This is a genomic window from Stenotrophomonas sp. PE591 (assembly GCF_018320795.1).
Classification (GTDB): Bacteria; Pseudomonadota; Gammaproteobacteria; order Xanthomonadales; family Xanthomonadaceae; genus Stenotrophomonas; species Stenotrophomonas maltophilia.
Genome location: NZ_JAAOKO010000002.1, coordinates 91,053 through 113,424, shown reverse-complemented (window position 1 = coordinate 113,424; position 22,372 = coordinate 91,053). Strand labels below are relative to the sequence as shown.

The 22,372-nt window shown below is 66.7% G+C and carries 19 protein-coding genes and 1 riboswitch; of the genes, 10 read left to right on the top strand and 9 right to left on the bottom strand.

Annotation, left to right across the window (positions count from 1 at the left end; translation table 11 throughout):
- Positions 1-98: 98 nt before the first annotated feature.
- From JLDANKMP_RS05700 to JLDANKMP_RS05690, 3 genes are read right to left on the bottom strand one after another with little or no spacing between them, the layout of a single operon-like run.
- Positions 99-1,166, bottom strand: coding sequence for a homoserine dehydrogenase (locus JLDANKMP_RS05700; protein WP_212560712.1), 1,068 nt, complete (start codon positions 1,164-1,166; stop codon positions 99-101).
- The gene (locus JLDANKMP_RS05695) at positions 1,163-2,398 is read right to left on the bottom strand and encodes an O-succinylhomoserine (thiol)-lyase (RefSeq protein WP_212560711.1); all 1,236 of its coding nucleotides are present in this window, start codon (positions 2,396-2,398) and stop codon (positions 1,163-1,165) included. The genes JLDANKMP_RS05700 and JLDANKMP_RS05695 overlap by 4 nt, the downstream gene beginning before the upstream one ends.
- The gene (locus JLDANKMP_RS05690) at positions 2,395-3,426 is read right to left on the bottom strand and encodes a homoserine O-succinyltransferase (protein WP_005410679.1); all 1,032 of its coding nucleotides are present in this window, start codon (positions 3,424-3,426) and stop codon (positions 2,395-2,397) included. Before JLDANKMP_RS05690 ends, JLDANKMP_RS05695 begins: the two co-directional genes overlap by 4 nt.
- A 77-nt stretch (positions 3,427-3,503) precedes the next feature.
- A riboswitch (SAM riboswitch) is annotated at positions 3,504-3,622 on the bottom strand.
- 148 nt (positions 3,623-3,770) lie between these two features.
- On the opposite strand from JLDANKMP_RS05690, the gene JLDANKMP_RS05685 reads away from it, so the two are divergent.
- From JLDANKMP_RS05685 to JLDANKMP_RS05670, 4 genes are all read left to right on the top strand, one after another.
- Positions 3,771-4,652 (top strand): M23 family metallopeptidase, encoded by an 882-nt coding sequence (locus JLDANKMP_RS05685; RefSeq protein ID WP_212560710.1) that lies wholly within the window; start codon positions 3,771-3,773, stop codon positions 4,650-4,652.
- Between the two features lie 66 nt (positions 4,653-4,718).
- Complete coding sequence (locus JLDANKMP_RS05680; protein WP_005410681.1) at positions 4,719-6,323, top strand: peptide chain release factor 3; 1,605 nt, start codon at positions 4,719-4,721, stop codon at positions 6,321-6,323.
- A gap of 160 nt (positions 6,324-6,483) precedes the next feature.
- Complete coding sequence (locus JLDANKMP_RS05675; RefSeq protein ID WP_005410682.1) at positions 6,484-7,122, top strand: hemolysin III family protein; 639 nt, start codon at positions 6,484-6,486, stop codon at positions 7,120-7,122.
- 83 nt (positions 7,123-7,205) lie between these two features.
- On the top strand, positions 7,206-9,179 hold the full coding sequence (locus JLDANKMP_RS05670; protein ID WP_212560709.1) for an AsmA family protein: 1,974 nt from the start codon (positions 7,206-7,208) through the stop codon (positions 9,177-9,179).
- Between the two features lie 170 nt (positions 9,180-9,349).
- On the opposite strand, the gene JLDANKMP_RS05665 is transcribed toward JLDANKMP_RS05670, so the two are convergent.
- The 3 genes from JLDANKMP_RS05665 to mtgA are packed head-to-tail and all read right to left on the bottom strand — an operon-like array spanning position 9,350 to position 11,556.
- Positions 9,350-9,781, bottom strand: a complete 432-nt coding sequence (locus JLDANKMP_RS05665) for a CBS domain-containing protein (RefSeq protein ID WP_005414236.1) — start codon at positions 9,779-9,781, stop codon at positions 9,350-9,352.
- Positions 9,741-10,760: a glycosyltransferase family 2 protein gene (locus tag JLDANKMP_RS05660; protein ID WP_212560708.1), complete on the bottom strand. Its 1,020-nt coding sequence runs from the start codon at positions 10,758-10,760 to the stop codon at positions 9,741-9,743. Before JLDANKMP_RS05660 ends, JLDANKMP_RS05665 begins: the two co-directional genes overlap by 41 nt.
- 46 nt (positions 10,761-10,806) lie before the next feature.
- Complete coding sequence (gene mtgA / locus JLDANKMP_RS05655; RefSeq protein WP_212560707.1) at positions 10,807-11,556, bottom strand: monofunctional biosynthetic peptidoglycan transglycosylase; 750 nt, start codon at positions 11,554-11,556, stop codon at positions 10,807-10,809.
- A gap of 77 nt (positions 11,557-11,633) precedes the next feature.
- Here mtgA and JLDANKMP_RS05650 point away from each other — a divergent pair, with 77 nt between their 5' ends.
- Both JLDANKMP_RS05650 and JLDANKMP_RS05645 read left to right on the top strand, forming a co-directional pair.
- Positions 11,634-12,527, top strand: coding sequence for an Hsp33 family molecular chaperone HslO (locus tag JLDANKMP_RS05650; RefSeq protein ID WP_005410687.1), 894 nt, complete (start codon positions 11,634-11,636; stop codon positions 12,525-12,527).
- Between the two features lie 149 nt (positions 12,528-12,676).
- Positions 12,677-13,489, top strand: coding sequence for a hypothetical protein (locus JLDANKMP_RS05645; RefSeq protein WP_024956328.1), 813 nt, complete (start codon positions 12,677-12,679; stop codon positions 13,487-13,489).
- A gap of 217 nt (positions 13,490-13,706) precedes the next feature.
- On the opposite strand, the gene JLDANKMP_RS05640 is transcribed toward JLDANKMP_RS05645, so the two are convergent.
- On the bottom strand, positions 13,707-16,664 hold the full coding sequence (locus tag JLDANKMP_RS05640) for a TonB-dependent receptor (RefSeq protein WP_049395373.1): 2,958 nt from the start codon (positions 16,662-16,664) through the stop codon (positions 13,707-13,709).
- A gap of 230 nt (positions 16,665-16,894) precedes the next feature.
- Positions 16,895-17,494 (bottom strand): TetR/AcrR family transcriptional regulator, encoded by a 600-nt coding sequence (locus JLDANKMP_RS05635; RefSeq protein ID WP_005410690.1) that lies wholly within the window; start codon positions 17,492-17,494, stop codon positions 16,895-16,897.
- 141 nt (positions 17,495-17,635) lie between these two features.
- On the opposite strand from JLDANKMP_RS05635, the gene JLDANKMP_RS05630 reads away from it, so the two are divergent.
- From JLDANKMP_RS05630 to JLDANKMP_RS05615, 4 genes are all read left to right on the top strand, one after another.
- Positions 17,636-18,553: an alpha/beta hydrolase gene (locus JLDANKMP_RS05630; protein WP_005410691.1), complete on the top strand. Its 918-nt coding sequence runs from the start codon at positions 17,636-17,638 to the stop codon at positions 18,551-18,553.
- Complete coding sequence (locus JLDANKMP_RS05625; protein ID WP_005410692.1) at positions 18,550-21,027, top strand: acyl-CoA dehydrogenase; 2,478 nt, start codon at positions 18,550-18,552, stop codon at positions 21,025-21,027. Before JLDANKMP_RS05630 ends, JLDANKMP_RS05625 begins: the two co-directional genes overlap by 4 nt.
- A gap of 75 nt (positions 21,028-21,102) precedes the next feature.
- Positions 21,103-21,582 carry a hotdog fold domain-containing protein gene (locus JLDANKMP_RS05620; RefSeq protein WP_014038166.1) on the top strand — a complete coding sequence of 160 codons (480 nt, stop codon included), beginning with the start codon at positions 21,103-21,105 and terminating at the stop codon, positions 21,580-21,582.
- A gap of 27 nt (positions 21,583-21,609) precedes the next feature.
- A complete protein-coding gene (locus tag JLDANKMP_RS05615; RefSeq protein ID WP_232289652.1) occupies positions 21,610-21,993 on the top strand; it encodes a hypothetical protein in 384 nt (127 codons plus the stop codon).
- 29 nt (positions 21,994-22,022) lie between these two features.
- Here the strand turns inward: JLDANKMP_RS05615 and JLDANKMP_RS05610 are convergent, their stop codons facing one another.
- A complete protein-coding gene (locus JLDANKMP_RS05610; protein WP_099562609.1) occupies positions 22,023-22,370 on the bottom strand; it encodes a DUF1304 domain-containing protein in 348 nt (115 codons plus the stop codon).
- Between the last annotated feature and the right edge of the window lie 2 nt (positions 22,371-22,372).

Genomic DNA, 22,372 nt, shown 5'->3' with positions numbered 1-22,372 from the left:
CCCTCCCCTGTAGAGTCGAGCCATGCTCGGCTTATCCAGCAAGAGGGATCTCGCCAGTAGCAGCCGAGCATGGGCTCGGCTCTACAGAAGCAGTGCGATCAGCCGACGATCCGCAACACGTCATCCAGCAGCGCGGCGGCGGTGACTTCCGCGCCCGCGCCCGGGCCCTGGATCAACAACGGCTGGCGGTGATAGCGATCGCTGTGGATGGCCACGCGGTTGTCGGTGCCCGCGCCCTGCGCCAACGGGTGATCGGCAGGCAACTCACGCAGGCCCACCTGCGCACCCTCGCCATCGACACGGCCAACGAAACGCAGCACGCGGCCATTGTCATGCGCCTGCTGCCAGCGCGCCTGCAACGGCGCATCCAGCTGCTCAAGCGCCGCCACCGCATCCTCCAGCGGCAGCGCTGCCAGCGCTTCAGGCACCAGTGAATCCACCTCTACCTGCGACGCATCCAGCGCCAGCCCGCTGCTGCGCGCCAGGATCAGCAGCTTGCGGCGCACGTCTTCACCGGAAAGGTCCAGGCGCGGATCGGGCTCGGTGTAGCCGGCAGCCAGCGCCTCGCGCACCGCCGCCGAGAACGGCGACTGGCCGTCATAACGATGGAACAGCCACGCCAGCGAACCGGACAGCACGCCTTCGATGGCATGGATGTGATCGCCACCGGCCACCAGTGCACGCAGGCTGCTCAACAGCGGCAGGCCCGCGCCCACCGTCGCGCTGTCGCCATAGCGTGCGCCACTGTCGGCACAGCTTTCCGCAATGGCCTGCGCGCGGGCCAGCTGCGCACCACGCCCCAGCTTGTTGGCGGTCACCACATGCACGCCCCGCGCCAGCCACTGCACGTGGCGCGCGGCCACGTCTTCGCTGGCGGTGGCGTCGACCACCACGTCGCCACGCTCCAGTCCTTCGGCACTCGCCCACGGTGGCGAACTCTGGCCATCGCGCGGTGCACGCCGTGCCAGTTCCAGCGGCAACGCCAGGTCACGATCGATCTCCAGCGCAGTGCGTGAATTGGCCAGCCACTGCACGCTGGGCAGTTCCAGCCCACGCGCCCGCAATGCCTGGTAACGCTGTACGAAGGCCGAGCCGACCGTGCCGGTGCCCAGCAGCGCCAGGCGTCCCACGCCCAGAGCAGGAATGTCTGCGGCGAGCGCGCTCATGCATCCACCACCTGTTTGCGGCGCGCAGCCGCATCAATCACCGCTTCGGCACGCTGCAGCGCGGCGCCGAGATCGGCCAACAGGTCACGCTCGGCCTCGATGCCAACCGACAGGCGCAGCAGGCCTTCGCAGATGCCGGCCGCAGCACGCGCTTCGGCGGTCATCGCCGCATGGGTCATGGTGGCGGGGTGCGCGATCAGGCTTTCGACGCCGCCCAGCGATTCGGCCAGGGTGAAACAGCGCAGGCCATCGACGAACGCGCGCACCGCCGCGTGCGGATCATCACCCGCGCAGTGCGCCAGTTCGAACGACAGCATCGCGCCGAAGCCACTCTGCTGGCGAGCAGCGATGGAGTGGCCCGGGTGATCGGCCAGGCCCGGATAATAGACGCGGCCGACCGCCGGATGCTGGTCCAGCAGCGCAACGATCGACGTGGTGTTCTCCTGATGCACGCGCAGGCGCGCGTCCAGCGTGCGCAGGCCGCGCAGGGTCAGGAAGGCATCGAACGGCGAACCCGTCAGGCCCAGCGCGTTGCCCCACCACACCAGCTGCTCATGCAGTGCCGGATCGCGCGCGACGACCGCACCGCCCACCACGTCGCTGTGGCCGTTGATGTACTTGGTGGTGGAATGCAGCACCAGATCCGCACCGAACGACAGTGGTTGCTGCAGGGCCGGCGACAGGAAGGTGTTGTCGACCACAACCAGAGCACCTGCCTTGTGCGCGGCATCGATGACGAAGCGCAGGTCGGTGATGCGCAGCAGCGGATTGGACGGCGTTTCCACCAGCACCAGCTTCGGCTGGGCGGCCAGCGCCTGCGACAGCGCGCGCGGATCGGTCAGGTCGGCGGTGACCAGTTCGAAATGGCCCTTCTTCGCCAGCGCATTGAACAGACGCCAGCTGCCACCGTACGCGTCGTGCGGCACGACCAGGGTATCGCCCGGCTGAAGCAGCGCGTTCAGCACCAGGTTGATCGCGCCCATGCCGGTGGCGGTGATCACGCCGCCCGCACCGCCTTCCAGCTCGGCCAGCGCTTCACCCAACAGGTCGCGGGTCGGGTTGCCACTGCGCGTGTAGTCGTACTGGCGCTTGTTGCCGAAGCCTTCAAAGCTGAAGTTCGACGACAGCACGATCGGCGGCGTGACCGCGCCATGCGCGGTGTCCCGATCGATGCCGGCACGGACGGCGGCAGTGGTGCGGCTACAGGACGGCTCGTTGGCGTGCAGGCTCATGCGGACTCTCCAGAGGTGCGGAAGGCGGTGGCGAGGATCGCGTCGATGCGATCGGTTTCTTTGAGGAAGGCGTCGTGGCCATAGGGCGAGCGCAGCACGCGCAGGCTTCCGCGCGGCCCCAGCCCCTCGACCAGGCCGACCAGGTCGGCCAGCGGCACCAGGCGGTCACCCTCCACCGCGACCACCACGGTCGGCGGCAGGATGGCCGCGGGGTCCACGCGGTGCAGGTCGATCGATTCGGACAGGCGCAGGTAGGCGGTCACCGGCGTGCGCGCGACGTACTGCGCGCCGGCGGCGTCCAGATAGTCCTCGGCGGCGACCCGCACGCGGCCGTTGATCACTTCCGGCGCGGCGTCGAAGCGCTCGCCGAACTCTTCCGGGGTGCGGTAGCTGAGCATGGCGAACTGCCGGGCCAGCGCCAGGCCGTGGTCTTCGCCGCACTGCAGTTGGCCGAGGGCGACGGCGCGGCGCTGCAGTGCGCGCCAGGCCGCGGCATACGGGTGCGGACGATGCGCGCCGCTGGCCAGCACCAGCTGGCGCACCCGGGCTCGATGACGGATTGCGAACTGCTGGCCGACCAGCGCGCCATACGAGTAGCCGACGAAGGCCTTCAGCGTGCGGATACCCAGATGATCCAGCAGCAGTGCCAGCGCATCGGCCTGGTCAGCGGTATCGATCGGCACGTCCAACGCACCGTCGGCCCCGATGAAGTCGAACGCCAGTACGCGCAACTGCTGCGGATCCAGCGTGCGACCACTGCCGACCAGGTCTTCGGCCCAGCCCTTCTCGCTGAACTGTGCGTTGGACGCCACATGGCGATGGGCGGAAATGCCACCGGCCAGCACCACCACCGGCGCATTGGCCGGGCCGACCCACTCATAGCGCAGGCGCACCGGGCTGGGGCCAGCGTGACGCATCGACAGCACCGCGGCGAACTCACCGCGCTCGGCATGCACGCGGTCTTCGACCGGCACGCTGACGGGGACAAAGGGTTCGGGGCGAACGGCGGTACTGGCAGCGAAGCTCATGGCGGGATCCGGTTGGGGAATCGGCCATCGAGCCTTCGCGGGGCTCGCGTTCGAGATGCACGTGCGGTGCATGGATCGAACCATCTTTCGGTGGACGCCACGGTCCCCGCAGGATTTGGCACCTACGCGGACGCTTTCGCATCCGCGGGCTGCCCCGGCTTCAAAGGGCCTGTCCCTCTGCCGGTCTCGATGGTGAGGCCACGATGCCAGCGCTTCCGGGTGCTGTCAATCCCTTCATGCGGATAAAGCGATGAATATTTTCGCGACAGGTATGCGAGAGGCGTCGCGGTCGCTCCGTTCAGGATCGGGTACAGTCCGGACGGTCCGTTTTCCTGAATCCGCTGATGCCACGCCTGCCCTTGACCTGCCTGCTCCTGCCGCTGCTGGCCAGCGCCTCTGCCGGCGCCAGCGACTGGCGCCAGGGCTGGGGGATGCTGCCGAAGGCGCCTGCCCCCGCCAGCGCGGAGGCGAAGGCCCCCCTTCCGATGGCCCAGCTGCGCCTGCAGTCGATCGGCGAACAGTGGCAGGCCCGGATCGACAACACCCTGGCCGGGCCGTTGCAGATCGAACTGCGCGCCGCCCCTGGGCACCCGGTCGACGGCTTGCCGGTGCAGTCACTGATACAGGGCGACAGCAGTCTGGTCGTCGGCCACCTCCCCGCGCCGGTCAACGGCCGGATGCTGGACCTGCGCCTGCAGTCGGTACCAGGCAACCCCGCCGCACAGGCCGAGGATGTGGCCTACCGCCTGCCCTTCGATGATGCACGCCCGCGCGTGGACCAGGCGCCGCAGGGCCGGTTCAGCCATGACGACGAGGAGAACCGCGACGCGGTCGACTTCGCACTGCCGGAGGGCACACCGGTGCTGGCCGCGCGCGAGGGCACGGTGATGCAGATCCAGGATGGCTTCCGAGGCAACGGCCAGGACCGCGAACGTGATGGTGCCCGCGCCAACTTCATCCGCGTGCTGCACAGCGACGGCAGCATGGCCCTGTACGGCCACCTGCAGGCCGGCGGCATGCGCGTGCGTCGCGGCCAGGCGGTGGGCGCCGGGCAGCCCATCGGCCTGTCCGGCAACAGCGGCTTCAGCAGCGCACCGCACCTGCACTTCGTGGTACAGGTCAACCGTGGCATGGGCCTGCGTTCGGTGCCAGCACGCATCTTCGCCGAGCAGGGCCAGCTGCAGTTCGCCCGCCAGGGCGAGGCCGAGGGCGGCATCGGGCGCTGAACGGCCCCGGCCGGTATAATCGGGCGCTTATCTCTTTGAAAAGCGCCCCGGGCGGGCGCCACTGCCATGTCCGAAGTCGCCAACGAAGCGTCGCGTCGCCGCACCTTCGCCATCATTTCCCACCCTGACGCCGGCAAGACCACGCTGACCGAAAAGCTGCTGCTGTTCGGAGGCGCGATCCAGATGGCCGGTTCAGTCAAGGGCCGCAAGGCCGCCCGCCACGCCACCTCCGACTGGATGGCATTGGAAAAGGAACGCGGCATCTCCGTCACCTCTTCGGTGATGCAGTTCCCGTACGAAGACAAGATCGTCAACCTGCTCGACACCCCCGGCCACGCCGACTTCGGCGAGGACACCTACCGCGTGCTGACTGCGGTGGACTCGGCGCTGATGGTGATCGACGTGGCCAAGGGCGTGGAAGAGCGCACCATCAAGCTGATGGAAGTGTGCCGCCTGCGCGATACCCCGATCATGACCTTCATCAACAAGCTCGACCGCGAGGGCAAGGACCCGATCGAGCTGCTGGATGAAGTGGAAACCGTGCTGGGCATCCAGTGCGCGCCGGTCACCTGGCCGATCGGCATGGGCCAGCGCCTGAAGGGCGTGGTCCACCTGCTGACCGGCGAAGTGCACCTGTACGAGCCGGGCCGCAACTTCACCCGCCAGGACTCGACCATCTTCCCGTCCATCGACGCCCCCGGCCTGGCCGAGAAGATCGGTGCGCAGATGCTGGCCGACCTGCGCGACGAGCTGGAACTGGTGCAGGGCGCCAGCCATCCGTTCGACCTGGAGGCCTACCGCGCCGGCAAGCAGACCCCGGTGTTCTTCGGCTCGGGCGTGAACAACTTCGGCGTGCAGCCGCTGCTGGACTTCTTCGTCGAGCATGCGCCGTCGCCGCAGGCACGGTCCACCACCGGCCGCGAGATCGCCCCGGAAGAGAACAAGCTGACCGGCTTCGTGTTCAAGATCCAGGCCAACATGGACCCGCAGCACCGCGACCGCGTCGCGTTCATGCGGGTCTGCTCGGGCCGCTTCAGCGCTGGCATGAAGACCTTCCACGTGCGCACCGGCAAGGAAATGAAGCTGGCCAACGCGCTGACCTTCATGGCCAGCGACCGTGAGATCGCCGCCGAAGCCTGGCCGGGCGATGTGATCGGCATCCACAACCACGGCACCATTTCCATCGGCGATACCTTTACCGAAGGCGAAGCGGTCACCTTCACCGGCATCCCCAACTTCGCCCCGGAACTGTTCCGCCGCGCGCGCCTGCGCGATCCGCTCAAGCTCAAGCAGCTGCAGAAGGGACTGGCCCAGCTGTCCGAAGAAGGCGCGACCCAGTTCTTCCGCCCTCTCACCAGCAACGACCTGATCCTGGGTGCGGTGGGTGTGCTGCAGTTCGACGTGGCGGCCTATCGCCTGAAGGACGAGTACGGCGTGGAAGCCACCTTCGAGCCGGTCAGCGTGACCACCGCGCGTTGGGTCCACTGCAGCAACGAGAAGAAGCTGGAAGAGTTCCGCGAGAAGAATGCGCTGAACCTGGCACTGGATGCAGCCGGCCACCTGGTCTACCTGGCACCGACCCGGGTCAACCTGCAGCTGGCGCAGGAACGCTCGCCGGACGTGCGTTTCTCGGCCACCCGCGAAGCGGCGCATACCGTTTCGGTGGGCTGATGCCACGGGGTCGGATCCCTTTCCGGCAGGAAAGGGCTCTGACCCCAGCCAACGCAAGGCAGGCATTCACCCACCATACGGTGACAGGCGTGCACGCATCGCCCATCGCGGCGATGATAAGGGGGTGCGGGTCCCCCTCCCCGCGAACAATGCCTACGCCATGTCCACGACGTCCATTGCTTCGATCCGTGAAGAAATCGCCAGCGCCCTGACCCATGGCCTGGGCGCGGTATTCGCCCTGGCCGCCAGCGCGGTGTTGATCACCCTGGCTGCGATCTACGGCGACGGCTGGCAGCTGGCCAGCGCGATCGTGTTCGGCATCGCGCTGTTGCTGCTGTACACCGCCTCCACGCTGTACCACGCCATCCAGCATCCGGTCGCCAAGGGCCGGTTGAAGGTGTTCGACCACTGCGCGATCTATGTGCTGATCGCGGGCACCTATACCCCGTTCACGCTGATCGGCCTGCGCGGTCCGTGGGGCTGGGGCCTGTTCACCGCGATCTGGGCGCTGGCGCTGGGCGGCGTGGTGTTCAAGCTGTTCTACACCGGCCGTTTCAAGGTGCTCTCAACGGTGATCTACATCGCGATGGGCTGGCTGGTGGTCGTGGCGATCAAGCCGATGTGGGCCTCGATCGATGGCGGCACCCTCACCTGGCTGTTCGCCGGCGGCCTGTCGTACACGCTGGGGACCTACTTCTACCACCGTGAATCGATCCCGTACTCGCATGCCATCTGGCACCTGTTCGTGATCGGCGGCAGCGTCTGCCACTTCGTCGCGGTCACCATGCAGGTGCTGTAAACGGCCGCTCGACGGCGGCGTGTGCACGCCATGCACATGGTCGCTTCGCGCCCTGTCCACGAACAGGGGGCAACCATGGCAGCGTGAATGCTGCCGCCTCCCCTGCCGCAAAGCGCACGCCCCGCTGGCGCCTCCGCCGCCCCGGCCCACGAGGCCGGCGCTGGCTCACGATCCTGGTCTTCCTGCTGGCGGCGATCCTGATACTGCTCGCGTTGTGGGACTGGAACTGGTTCAAGGGTCCGGTGGAGCGCGCGGTGCAGGCACGCACCGGCCGAGTGCTGCACATTGGGAACCTTGATGTCGACCTCGGCCGCACCAGCACGATCCGCGCCGATGCGATCACCTTCGCCAATGCCAGCTGGGCGAAACAACCTGAGATGGCCAGCGCAGACCGCGTCGAGATCGACGTGCGGGTCTGGCCCCTGCTGCGCGGCAGCGTGCAGCTGCCCGAGGTGCGCCTGACCCGGCCGGACGTGCTGCTGGAAACCGCCCCGCGCAAGGGCGAGCCGGGCAACTGGGACTTCCTCGGTGACAGCGCCGGCGGCACAAGCCCGCAGCTCAAACGCCTGCGCATCGACGATGGTCGGCTGCAGTTCATCGATGCTCTGGGCCGCACCGACATCCGCGTGGGCGTGCGCAGCGGTCAGCCGAAACAGGCCGATGCCTCGCCGCCGCTGCTGGTGCAGGGCAAAGGCCACTGGCAGGGCAACCCGTTCACCCTGCGCGGTGGAACCGAATCACCGCTGGAACTGACCGACAGCGACCACCCGTTCCGCATCCACCTCGACGGTCGCGCCGGCGCTACCCACGCGGTGGCCAGTGGCACGCTGACCAATCCGTTCCAGCTGCGGGTGTTCGACCTGCAGTTCGCACTCAGCGGGCAGGACCTGTCGGACCTGTACCCGCTGCTCGGCATTGCCATCCCGCCCTCACCGCCCTACGCCTTGGACGGACGGCTGAAGCGCGACCACAACGTCTGGCGCTACGACAGCTTCACCGGCAAGGTCGGTGACAGCGACCTCGCTGGCAACCTGCAGTTCGAGGTGGGACGCGACCGTCCACGGCTGACCGCGACACTGGAATCCAGGCGCCTGGACTTCGATGACCTGGCCGGCTTCGTGGGAGCGCCACCGAAGACCGGCGGCGGCGAAACCGCGAATGCGGAACAAAAGGCACAGGCCGCCCGCGTCGCCGTCAGCAGCCGGGTATTGCCCGACACGCCCTACAACCTGGGCAAACTGCGTGCGATGGATGCCGACGTGCGCTGGAAGGCCCACCGCATCAATGCGCCCTCGTTGCCACTGGACGACATGGACGCGCACCTGCTGCTGGATGACGGCGTGCTGCGGCTGGACCCGCTGAACTTCGGCGTGGCCGGCGGCGATATCCGCAGCACGGTCCGCATGGATGCACGCCAGGCGCAGATTCGCACTGCGTTGAGGGCTAGCGTACGCGGCGTGCAGCTGGGCCAGCTTTTCCCGGATGCGAAGCTGGCCGAGCAGGCCAAGGGCGGCATCGGCGGCGAAGTGGACCTGAGCGGGCGCGGCAACTCGATCGCCGCCATGCTCGGCAGCAGCAGCGGCAAGGTCGGGCTGGCGATGGGCCGTGGCCATGTCGGCAACCTGGTGATGGAACTGGCCGGGCTGGATATCACCGAATCACTGAAGTTCCTGGTGACCGGTGACAAGCAGATTCCGCTGCGCTGCGCCTTCGCCGACTTCGGTGTGCAGGACGGCCTGATGACCAGCCAGGCACTGGCGGTGGACACCACCGATACCATCCTCATCGGCGAAGGCACGGTCAGCCTGCGCGACGAGACCCTGGACCTGCTGCTGAAACCGCGCCCGAAGGACAAGAGCATCCTGGTACTGCGGTCACCGTTGCATATCAGCGGCACGTTCAAGGACCCGTCGTTCCGCCCGGACTTCAAGGCGTTGGGTATCCGCGGCGCGGTGGCCCTGGCACTGGGCAGCATTGCCCCGCCGGCGGCGCTGCTGGCTACGATTGAACTGGGGCCGGGCAAGGATGCCAACTGCGGTGGGCAGTATGCGAAGTAGGAGCGTTCGTTCGTGGCGCCTGGATTGATCGTGGTTTGAGGGGGACGGGTGACGCAGGCAGGACACGCCCATGCCCTCAGCCTCCCCCCGCATCAGGAAGGCGCTGCTTTGGCCTTGGCTTTGAGCTTCGAAAAGCGGGCCGGCGGGCCGCAGGCCCGCCAGCGACACCCTCACCCGGCGACGATGTACTGCTGCAGCTGATCCAGCTCGCGCCGCTGCGCATCGATCACCGACTTCACCAGGTCGCCAATGGAAATCACCCCCAGCACCTGCGCGCCCTCCACCACCGGCAGGTGGCGGATGCGGTAGTCGGTCACCAGCTGCAGGCAATGCTCCACCTGTTCGCCCGGCGACACCGTCACCACCTGCGTCGTCATGATCTCGGCCACCGCCGTATCGCGCGAAGAACGATCACGCAACACGATCTTGCGCGCGTAATCGCGCTCCGAAAGGATCCCGACCAACCGCGGCCCGTCCATCACCAGGACCGCGCCAATGCCCTTTTCCGCCATCAACCGGATCGCATCGATCACCGCCGCATCCGGCGCGACCGCATGTACTTCAGGAGACTTGCCGTCCAACAGTTGCCGTACCGTGGTCATCTGCCTGCCCTCCGAGGGTGGGTTGCAGGGTCGAGTCTGCCACGGCGGATGCTAGCCACGCGTCAACCAGGTACAACGGCCGCTGCTTGGACTCTTCGTACAGGCGCCCCAGGTACTCACCGATCAGGCCCAGCGCGATCAACTGCACCCCGCCCAGGAACAGGATCACCGCCATCATCGTCGGCCAGCCCGCCACCCGGTCGCCGTACAGCGCGGCCTTGACGATCACCCACATGCCGAACACGAAGGCCACCGCCGCGGTTGCCAGCCCCAGGTAGGTCGCCGCGCGCAGAGGCACGGTCGAGAACCCGGTAATGCCTTCCAGGGCGAAGTTCCACAGCCGCCACAGGCTGAACTTGCTGGTGCCGGCCACGCGTGCGTGGCGGTGATAGGGCACCGCCACGCGCTTGAAACCCACCCAGCTGAAAAGCCCCTTCATGAAACGATGGCGCTCACGCATCTCGCGCAGCGCACTCAGCGCGCGTGGTGACAGCAGGCGGAAATCCCCGGTATCGGCCGGGATCGGCGTACGCGAAAGGCGCCCCATCACGCGGTAGAAGATCGCCGCCGTGGCACGCTTGATCCAGGCCTCGCCATCGCGCGCCAGGCGCGTGCCATAGACGTTGTCATGGCCCTCGCGCCAGCGCGCGACGAACTGCGGCACAAGCTCCGGCGGGTCCTGGCCATCGGCATCCAGGATCATCGCCGCCCCTTCGCGCACCAGGTCCAGGCCAGCGGTCAGTGCGGCTTCCTTGCCGAAATTGCGCGACAGCTTCAGCGCGGAGACCCGCGCGTCGGATTGGGCCAGGCGGGCGATCACCTCCCAGGTCCCGTCATGGCTGCCGTCGTCCACGTACAGAATGTGGCCGTCGATGTCGGGCAGCGCGTCGAGCACCGCGCACAACCGCGGATGCAGCAACGGCAGTGCCAGGGCCTCGTTGTAGGCGGCGATGACGAAAGTGAGCCGTTCGCGGGTCATGCCCGGATTGTACGTTGCCGCCGCCCGTAGATCAGGCGGCGCGCGCTCACTCTTCCGAAAGGTACGCGGCCCCGCCCAGCTGCCGTGCCTGGCGCTGGATCCAGGCGGCGCGCCGCTGCACGTACGGCCCTGGCTTTGCGGCGTTGTAGCGCCGCGGTGCCGGCAGCACCGCCGCCAACCGCGCGCTATCGGCCGGGCTCAACCTGGCCGCGTCCTTGCCCCAGAACTTCTGCGCCGCCGCCTGAGCTCCGTACACGCCATCACCAAACTCGGCGATGTTGGCGTACATCTCCAGGATGCGCTCCTTTGGCCACAGCGCTTCGATCAGCACGGTGTACCAGACCTCCAGCCCCTTGCGGATCCAGCTGCGGCCCTGCCAGAGGAACAGGTTCTTGGCCACCTGCTGGCTGATCGTGCTGGCGCCACGCAGTCGCCCGCCCTTGGCATTGTGGTCGCGGGCCTTCTCGATCGCCTGCAGATCGAAGCCGTTGTGGTCGGGGAAGCGCTGGTCCTCGGCGGCCACCAGCGAAATCGGCAGGCTCGGCGCCATCTGGTCAAGGTCGCGCCACTGGTAATGCAGGCGATAGGACCAATCGGCCTCGCCCAGCGCCTCGCCATAGCGCCACAGCATCACCATGGACACGGGCGGGTCGATGAACCGCAGCACCAGGACCTGCAGCCAGCTGAAAGCAGCCAGCAGCACCGGCAGCCACAGCAGCCGTTTCCAGCGCCAGCGCCTGCGGCGCGGGCCTTCTACGACAGCTTCCACCTTGTGCAGCTCTCCCCCTGCCCCCATTACTGGTGCATCCTTCTTCTATCTGGTTGTCGGCGCATTATCCGGCAACTGCCCCCGTTTACGCGCGATGTGAGCCGATGACCGCCAACTCCGATTCCCTGATCCGCTTCCTGCTCCCCGACGCCGGCGTCCGCGGCGTCCACGTGCACCTGCAGGCCACCTGGCAGGAAATCCTGTCCCACGCCGAGTACCCGGATACCGCCGCCGAACTGCTCGGCGAGGCCTGCGTGGCCTCGGCGCTGTTCACCGGCCATACCAAGATCGATGGACGCCTGTCGATCCAGCTGCGCAGCAGCACTGCCCTGCGCACCCTGTTCGCCGAATGCACCGCCGCCGGCACCCTGCGCGGCATCGCCCAGCTCAGCGAAGGCGGCGACGCGCCGCGCGACCTGTCCAGCCTGGGCGATGACGCGATCCTCGCCATCACCATCGAGAACCCCGGCCTGGACCCGCGCGAACCACAGCGCTACCAGAGCCTGGTCGGACTGACCGCACCGGAACTGGACGAGGCCTTCGAGGACTACTTCCGCCAGTCCGAGCAGCTGCCGACCCGCCTGCTGCTGGCGGCCGACCGCAATGGTGCCGCCGGCCTGCTGCTGCAGAAGCTGCCGGGCGACGAGGGCGACGAGGACGGCTGGGCGCGCGCCAGCGCCCTGTTCGAAACCCTGGGCAAGGCTGAACTGCTGGCCACCCCGGCCGAGCAGCTGCTGCACCGCCTGTTCCACGAGGAGAAGCCGGCGCTGATGGGCGAAAAGCCGCTGTCCTTTGCCTGCTCCTGTTCCCGCGAGCGGGTGGCGGCGATGCTGCAGTCGCTGGGTGAGGAAGAGGCCCGTGCAGCGGCTGCAGACACCGGCGCCGTCGAGGTCCGTTGCGAATTCTGCGGGCGTGAGTATCACTTTCCATTGACGGAGTTCGGCATACTGTTCCACGGCGCCCAGGGGGCTGTACCGGCGCCTGAACGGCTTCAATGAACGGCAGTCTTGTACCTGGGGAGGATCAAGGCTTGTTAAGAATTCATAAACACCCTAGGATCAAGTTCCCGTCCCCACGGGAACTTCCGTTGTCCGTCCCTGTCTGAACTGGTCCGATGCGTACCTTCCTGCGTCTACCGCTGGCCATGATGATCGCCCTTGGCGCGATCACGGGCGTGCATGCGCAGAGCAAGGACACCCGCACCGTGCTGCCGGTATGGAACAAGGGCAGCGGCAAGGTCGAGGCCCTGCTGTACCTGGAGCCGACCGGTGAGCAGGCGGCCGGGGCGCGCTGGCATTTCGGCCGCAACTCACTGGATGCGGCCTTTGGCCTGTCCTCCGGCGATTCGCTGGGGCTGCTCTGCAGCAGCAGCGGGACCAGCATGAGCGGCCTGGCCAGCCACTGCATGCTGGCCAGCCTCGGCGACGAGGACGACCTCAACAGCCGGCGTTTCACCGGCACCGCCGCATTGAACCGTGGCAGCAGCCGCCTCGGCATCACCGCCGGCACCGGCCGTGAAACCCTGCCGGCATGGCTGGCAGGCCCGAACAAGACCCCTTCGCTGCGCGCCGAGCAGAATGACCTGACGGTGTTCGCGCAGAAGAACATCGGCCGCGAAGGCTTCGTGTCCATCGCCGGCACCTACGCCAAGGCCCGCCTGGTACCGCTGGCCGACGCCTCGCCGGCCATTGCCGACCGCTGGGACAGCAAGAGCCTGAGCATCGGCGCCGGCTACGGCAATTTCACCGGCAGCATCATCGGCCGCGTCATCGACGTGCCCGGCAAGCCCGGCAAGTGGGAAGGCCTGGGTATCGGCCTGACCTGGCGCACGCCATGGTCCGGCCAGCTCACCGTGGGCGCCGAGAACGTGATCAGCCGCGGCAAGAATCCGTTCTCGCCACGCAACGAAAGCAACGACGACGGCACCGTGCCGTACGTGCGCTACGAGCAGGACCTGTAAGCTCCCTGCTGCCTCACCGCGACGTTTCCGCGCGCGCTCCCTTCGCCCATCCCCGTAATGACACCTCGCCGCCACCACGCGGCGATGCGCAAGCGCCTGTGCGCGGCCTGGTCCAGCACGGCTGCGCAAAGGCCTGCCATCAAGCCTGGCTGCCCCATGAAAAAAGCCACGCCCCTTTCGGGGCGTGGCCATGTCACACGTACATATTACGCCGCGATCAGAAGCGCTGGGTGTACTTCATGTACAGGAAGCGACCGATGTCGAAGCCACCGTAGTAGGAGACGTTCGCGCTCGGCTGGCTGTACATGGTCGGGCCCACGCGGCCGAACACGTTGTTGGCACCCACGGCCACGGTCGCATTCCACGGTGCGTTCCAGCGCAGCTGGACGTCGTTGAACACGGTCGCGCCACGCTGGTTGGTCGCGCTGCCCACCGCCACGCCCTGGTTGTTCGGCGAAGCGTAGTTCGGCAGGTTGCACTCTTCCGGGAACGTCACGGCGCTCAGGCACGATTCCTTCATGCCGGAGAAGTAACGGACGGTCCAGCTGGCGCCGAAGTCACCCATTTCCCAACCCAGGTTCAGGTTCGAACGCACGCGGAAGGCGCCGCCCGCCCAGCCCACGCCGGTGCGGGGATTCGGGTGGGTGACCGGGTTCTTGGTGGTGACCAGGTCATCACGCGAGGTGTAGGTGCTGGTCCACTGCGCGCTGAAGTTGCCGAAACGATCGGTCGGCAGGCGGTAGCTGACATCCAGGTCGAAGCCTTCCACCTCGCGGTAACCGGCGTTGATGCCGGTGCGCTTGAGGTTGTTGACGATGCCGGTCACCGGGTCACGCGTGAACGCCGAGCAGCGTGCCGCGATGTCGTTGATGTAGCAGTCGTTGAGGATCAGGTTGGCCGTGTCCGAGATGATGGTGTTCTCGACGCGGATTTCCCACCAGTCCAGCGACATGTTGAAGTTCTGGATGAAACCCGGGCTCCAGACGAAGCCCAGGGTCTTGGACGTCGAGGTTTCCGGGGTCAGCTGGTCGTTGGAGCCGGAGACGAAGGCCAGCGGGGTCTGCGACGATGCAGCGGTGGTCGGAGTGAAGCCCTGCTGCTGCTGGCGGAAGTTGGCTGCATTTACGCCGGCCGGCAGTGCGGCGGCGCAACGGGCACGCACCGCAGGATTGGTGCGCGCCGCACCGTAGACCGAATCGCACGGATCGGTGAAGAAGTCGAACGACTGCGAACCGCCGCTGTACAGGTCGGCGATGGTCGGGGCACGGAAGCCTTCCGCCCAGGTACCGCGGATGAGCAGCGAGTCGATCGGCTTCCACTTGAAGCCGAACTTGCTGTTCAGTGTGGTGCCGAAGGTGTCGTAGTCCGAATGGCGGGTGGCCGCGTTGAGGCTCAGCTCGCGGGCGCCCGGCAGGTCGGCCAGGATCGGCACGTTGAACTCGGCATAGACTTCGTCAACCTTGTAGCCACCACCGGTGGGGAAGTTGGCCAGGCCGGAGGTGTTGCCCGACTGCACCAGCGCGTCCGGGCTGAAGCTGCCGGTTTCCTTGCGGTGCTCGACACCCACGGCGAAGCCCAGGTCGCCGGCAGGCAGGGTGAACAGGCTGCCAGCCAGGTTGGCGGTGACGACCTTGGTGGTGGTCTCGGCGGTGGAGTGCGCGGACGGGAACAGCAGGTTCTGCAGGGCGGTGTTGCCGGTCAATGCGCCGTTGGCACCGTTGCTCTGGATGCCGGCATGCAGGAACGGGTTGTACGGCACGCACTGGTTCAGCCCGATCGGGTTGGCCACGGTACCGCACTGCGCCACGCCGCTGCTGTTGATGAAGGACGGACCCACCGCCGCACGCAGCGCGGTCAGGTTGAGGTCGCCGGTGCTGGTCTGGACCAGCTTGTTGTTGTTGTACAGGTAGCCGACATCCCAGTCGAACAGGCGGTCGGAGAACTCGAAGCTGCCTTCCAGGCCGCCGCTGAAGCGGAAGGTGGTCAGCTCGGCGCGGGTGTTGCGCGGCACTTCCGAAGTACGACGCCACCAGTTGGCGATGTCAGCACCCAGCGGATTGAACACACTGCTGGCCGAAATCGGCGAACCGAAGGCCAGTGCGCCGTACGGGTAGCCGGCGATCTGGCGGTTCGAATCGCGGAAGCTGTACAGCATGTTGGTGCGCAGGCGCACGTTGTCGGTCAGGTCGTAGATGCCATCGACGAACACTGCACGGCGTTCCTGCGGGGTACGCAGGTCGGTCTGCAGGTTGGTGTTGGTCTTGTCCTTGGTGGAGAAGCTGTTGACGTTCTGCGCGACGTAGTCGGCCTTGTTGTTCGCGTTGCCACCCTCACGCAGGATCACGCGCACTTCGCGGTTCGGGTTGGATGCGCTGGCGGCCGGATAGGTGACGCCCGGCAGGCCATCGGCCGGACGGCTGACGAAACCGCCGAACTCACCCACGGTGGTCCAACCGAAGTCCGGGTGGTTGGAGCTGCGCGGGAACGCACCGTACGGACGATCGGCCGCCCGCACCTTGTCTTCCTTGGCGTACTCGGCACCGATGGTCAGCGAACCGCGCTCACCCTTCACGCCCATGGTGAAGTCCATGGTGCGGGTGGCACCGTCGCCTTCACTGTACTGGCCGTAGTAGACGCTACCGGTGGCGCCTTCGAAGTTGGTACGGGTGATGATGTTGATGACGCCGGCGATGGCATCGGAACCGTAGATCGACGAAGCGCCGTCCTTCAGCACTTCGATGCGCTCGATGGCCGAGACCGGCACGGTCGAGATGTCCTGCAGGCCACCGGTGGTGATGCCCAGGCGCTTGCCGTTGAGCAGCACCAGGGTGCGGGTGGCGCCCAGGTCACGCAGGCTGATGTAGGTGCCGCCGACGGCTTCGCCCGAGGACAGCGGCTGGGCACGGCTGATCGGCGGCGTACCCACGGCGCTGATGTTCTGCAGGATGTCAGCGACCGACGAGAAGCCCTGCTTCTCGATGTCAGCGCGGTTGAGGGTCAGGACCGGCTGGGCGGTTTCGACGTCGACGGTACGGATGCGCGAACCGGTGACTTCGATGCGGTCCAGGTTGGTGGCGGTCTGGGCAGACGCCACCCCGGTACCGGCAACGGATGCGGCGCTGGCGGCCAGCGCAACGCACACTGCATCGCGCAGCTTGTTGCTGTTCAACTTCATGGGCTCTCTCTCCATGGATCTTGGGTTGTGTGCTGAGTCCAACCGACGTGCCCCAAAAGGGAGGCACAAAAAACGGCTGGTGACCCGATAGTAGCCACACTTGATCTGGAATTAAAGAGTCGTTAAGAAAATGCCCAAATCGCGTGAAACCAGCCTCACCACGACATACGTTGGCGCATTGAGGTCGCCTGCAAGGCGCATTCGGCACTTGCAGGGCGGCATTCTCCCATTCAGCTGGGAATGAGCGTCTCGATCAGATGCTCGACATAGGCCTCGAAATCCTCGCGGGCCTGCTTGGGTTGCTGCAGCTGCAGCGACAGCTGCAGGAAGCCGACGTAGGCGGCATAGGCCAGGCGCGCGCGATGCCGTGCATCGGTGGAGCTGAGCCCGGCCTGGCGGAACGAAGCAACCAGGTAGTCGAGCCGGCGCTGCGAAACGCGGTCGATCACCGGGCGCACCATCGGGTGGTCCAGCGCCTTCAGCAGTTCGCTGTAGATGATGTGCGGCTGCACTTCGTGCGCCACCATCTGGAACAGCTGGCGCAGGCGCACGCGCGGATCCGGCACGTCCTCCAGGCTGCCGAACACCTGTTCCTGTTCGAACAGTTCCCAGCGTTCCAGCGCCGCCTGCAGCAGTGCATCACGCGAGGGGAAGTGCCAGTAGAAACTGCCCTTGGTCACACCCAGGCGCCGCGCCAACGGTTCCACCGCGACGGCACCCACACCTTGTTCAGCAATCAGATCGAGAGCGGCCTGGGCCCAGTCTTCGGCACTCAGGCGGCTGTTGCGGCCGGCGCGCGGTTCGCCGGCGGAAGCGTCAGGTTGATTCATGGGCTGATTTAACCATACGCCGGGGTTCGTTGCAGTACGCGGTTGCGGCCGAAACCGTCGCGACGCCTGCCTGGGCACCTGCCGCAGCGCACCATACCGTGCAGTATTGACTTCCCTCGCAAGCGATCCATACTAGCAAGTATGGTTACGTCCCCTACTCCCGCTGCGTTCCATGATCTTCGCCTGGAGGCCGCCCATGGCGCACGCCTGGCCGCAACCGCCAGCGACCACGGCCGCCGTGGCCGCGTGTTGTTCGCGCATGGCTTCGGCCAGACCCGGCACGCATGGAACGCCACCGCGCGGGCCCTGTCTGCGGCGGGGCTGCAGACGCTGGCCTACGACGCCCGTGGCCACGGCGATTCGGACTGGAATTCTGCCGAACTGCCCTATCACGGCGAGCAGTTCGCTGATGACCTGATCGTGCTGGCCGGGGAACAGCCACGCCCGCCGGTGCTGGTCGCAGCCTCGATGGGCGGCCTGTTCGGCCTGCTGGCCGAATCGCGCTGGCCGGGCCTGTTCTCGGCGATGGTGCTGGTGGACATCACCCCGCGTTGGGATACCGCCGGTGTTGAACGCATCCTGGCCTTCATGACCGCCCATCCCGACGGCTTTGCCTCGCTCACCCAGGCCGCCGATGTGATCTCGGCCTACATGCCGCACCGTCCGCGCAAATCCGAGCAGTCGCTGCGCGCACTGCTGCGCGAGGACGGCCACGGCCGCTGGCGTTGGCATTGGGACCCGCGCCTGGTGGCTGAACTGGCCCGCGACAGCGAGCAGCACCAGGATGCGCTGGCCGAGGCCGCACGCCAGGTGAAGTGCCCGCTGCTGCTGGTCAGCGGCGGCCGAAGCGACCTGGTCACGCCACAGACCGTGGCCGAATTCCTGGCGTTGGCGCCGCACGCGCGTCATGTACAGCTGCCGCAGGCCACGCACATGGTCGCCGGCGATGACAACGACGCCTTTACCGCTACTGTGTTGGACTATCTGGACGTGTTGCCCGCAGCGGATGCTGCAGCTTCGTCCGCCACAAACGAGCACGTCACCGGAGCACGCTCATGAGCATCGTTCTTCCCTTCCTCGCCCTGCTGCTGGCAGGCGCGTTCGTCGCCTACCACCGCATGCGGCTGGTTACCTGGACGCTGATCAGCGTGGCCCTGCTGGTGGCCTGCTGGTTCATTCCCTACGTCAACCAGACCGCCACGATCGTGGCTGCCGCCGTATTGGCCGTCATCGCCGTGCCGCTGCTGCTGCCGTTCATCCGCAAGCCGCTGCTCACCGGCCCGATGATGAAGGTGTTCCGCAAGGTGCTGCCGCCGCTGTCGCAGACCGAGCGCATCGCGCTGGAAACCGGCTCGGTTGGCTTCGAGGGCGAACTGTTCACCGGTGATCCGGACTGGAACATCCTGCTCAATTACCCCAAGCCGCAGCTGACCGCCGAAGAACAGGCCTTCCTCGATGGCCCGGTCGAAGAGCTGTGCACGATGGTCAACGACTGGGAAATCACCCACGTCCACGCTGACCTGCCGCCGGAGCTGTGGGCCTTCATCAAGAAGAACAAGTTCTTCGGCATGATCATCCCGAAGGAATATGGCGGCCTGGGCTTCTCTGCGCTGGCCCACCACAAGGTGATCCAGAAGCTGGCCTCGGTGTCCTCGGTGGTCAGCTCCACCGTCGGTGTGCCCAACTCGCTGGGCCCGGGTGAACTGCTGGTGCATTACGGCACCCAGGAACAGAAGGACCAGTACCTGCCACGCCTGGCCGATGGCCGCGAAGTGCCCTGCTTCGGCCTGACCGGTCCGTTCGCCGGCTCCGACGCCACCTCGATTCCGGACTACGGCATCGTCTGCAGGGGCGAGTGGAACGGCGAGCAGGTGCTCGGCGTCAAGCTGACCTTCGACAAGCGTTACATCACCCTGGCCCCGGTCGCTTCGCTGATCGGCCTGGCCTTCCGCATGTACGACCCGGATGGCCTGATCGGCGACACCCGCGACATCGGCATCACCCTGGGCCTGCTGCCGCGCGACACCGCCGGCGTTGAAATCGGCCGTCGCCACTTCCCGCTGAACTCGACGTTCCAGAACGGCCCGATCCGCGGCAAGGACGTGTTCATTCCGCTGACCCAGCTGATCGGTGGCGCGGCCATGGCCGGCAAGGGCTGGAACATGCTCAACGAGTGCCTGGCCGTGGGCCGCTCGATCACCCTGCCGTCCACCGCCAGCGGCGGTGCCAAGGCCGGTGCCGCCGTGACCGGCGCCTATGCACGCATCCGCAAGCAGTTCGGCCTGTCGGTCGGCCGCTTCGAAGGCGTGGAAGAAGCGCTGGCCCGCATCGGCGGCAAGGCGTACAAGATCAGCGCGCTGTCGCAGGCCACCGCTGCTGCAGTCGACCGTGGTGACGTGCCGTCGGTACCGTCGGCCATCGCCAAGTACCACTGCACCACCATGAGCCGCGAAGTGATCTCGGACATGATGGACGTGATCGGCGGCAAGGGCATCATCCTGGGGCCGCGCAACTTCGCCGGCCGCAGCTGGCAGGCCGCGCCGATCGCGATCACCGTGGAAGGCGCCAACATCATGACCCGCAGCCTGCTGATCTTCGGCCAGGGTGCGATCCTCTGCCACCCGTGGGTGCTGAAGGAAATGAAGGCCGCGCAGGATCCGGATACCCGTGCCGGCCTGCAGGACTTCGACCGCAGCCTGTTCGGCCACATCCGCTTCGGCATCTCCAATGCCGTGCGCTCGTTCTGGTTCGGCCTGACCGGGGCACGCTTCGGTGCCGCCCCGGGTGACGCCTACACCCGCCGCTACTTCCGCAAGCTGGACCGTTACTCGGCCAACCTGGCGCTGATGGCCGACATCTCGATGATGACCCTCGGCGGCAAGCTGAAGTTCAAGGAATCGCTGTCCGGCCGCCTGGGTGATGTGCTGAGCCACGTCTACATGACCAGCGCCATGCTCAAGCGCTACCACGATGAAGGCGCACCGCAGGCCGACCAGCCGCTGCTGGCCTGGGCCTTCCATGACAGCGTGCACAAGATCGAGGAATCGCTGTCTGCGGCCCTGCGCAACTTCCCGATCCGTCCGATCGGCTGGCTGATGTGGGCGCTGATCTTCCCGCTGGGCCGTCGTGCCGAGGCCCCGGGCGACCGCCTGAGCCGCCGCGTCGCCGCCCTGCTGATGGCGCCGAACGAAGCCCGCGACCGCCTGGCCAGTGGCGTGTTCCTGACCCCGTGCGAGAACAACCCGGGTGGCCGCATCAACAGCTACCTGAGCAAGGCGATCATGGCCGAGCCGGTGGAGCGCAAGTTCCTGAAGGCGCTGAAGAGCAAGGGCATCGAGGCGCTGGACTTCAAGAGCCAGCTGGACGAAGCCGTGGCCGAGGGCGTGATCACCCAGGACGAGCGCAGCCTGCTGGAAGAGCTGCGCACGCTGACTCTGGATACGATCACCGTGGACGACTTCGACACCCACGAACTGCGCGCGGCCAGCTACTACGACCGCCAGCACAAGGATCCGCATTCGCAGGCCGCCTGATCGCCCGCGAAACGCGTTGCCTCGACGGCGGGCCTTGGCCCGCCGTCGCTTTATCCGCCGACAGGAATGCCCCTCATGTCCACGCCCCTGCTCTCGCTCTACCACCGCCTGCAGCGCTGGCCCGCCGGCAACTGGTTGTTCTCGCGCGCGGTGTGCTTCAAGGCGCCCTACTTCGCCAGCATCGCGCCCATCATCACCGCACTGGAGCCAGGCCGCTGCGAAGGCGTGATCCGCCAGCACCGCCGCATCAACAACCACATTGGCACGGTACATGCGATCGCGATGTGCAACCTGGCCGAGCTGGTCGGCGGAGTGATGGTAGACGCCAGCCTGCCGGCAGACATGCGTTGGATCCCCAAGGGCATGGAAGTGAAATACCAAGCCAAGGCCTTGGGCACGTTGAAGGCCGTGGCGACGCCAATGTTGTCCATCGTCAGTGCTGCGGACGGCTACGACCTGCCGGTGGGGGTCAGCGTGACCGATGCGGCAGGGACCGAGGTGTTCCATGCGACCATCGCAATGTGGGTATCGCCGCGCCCTCCGCGCACAGGCTGATCAACCATGACAACCACAGAACTACTGGTGCGCCTGGCAGGCATTCACAGTCTGGGGTTTGCCGCCTTCCATCTGGCGTTCTGGCGGCTGTTCGGCTGGAAACGCGAGCTCGCCCAGCTCGGCACAGCCAACCGCGCGATCATGCAGATCCTCAATCTGCGCGTGATCTATGTGTTCCTGGGAATGGGGCTGATCGCGCTGATCTTTGCCCCGGACCTGGTCGACACTCGTCTGGGGGTGGTCCTGCTGGGCTTCATGGCGGTGTTCTGGGTGGGCCGCGCACTTGAACAATTCGTCTTCCTGCGCATCAACGACTGGCGCGTACACCTGCTGACGGGCCTGTTCGTGCTGGGTGCGGCACTGCATGCCGTGCCGATGTGGCTGGGCTTCATGCGCGCCATCAGCCGCTGAGCGGCGACGCCTGCCAGCACGCACCGACTTCAGAACGCTCGCAACACCAGCGCCAGGATCGCAGGTACCGCCTGGATCATGAAAATGCGGCGGCTCACGCTGTAGGCGCCATAGCACCCGGCCACCACCACGCAGGCCAGCGAGAACGTCACCAGCACCGGCTGATCGATCACCAGCCCCACCACGATGCCCGCCGCCAGGAAGCCGTTGTAGAGGCCCTGGTTGGCCGCCAGCACTCGGGTGACCTCCGCCTTCTGTGGTGTGTTACGGAAGGTCTTCAGGCCCAGCGGGCGGGTCCACAGGAACATTTCAAGCACCAGGAAGTACAGGTGCAGCACAGCGACCAGCACGGTCAGCAACAGGGCGATCACTTGCATAT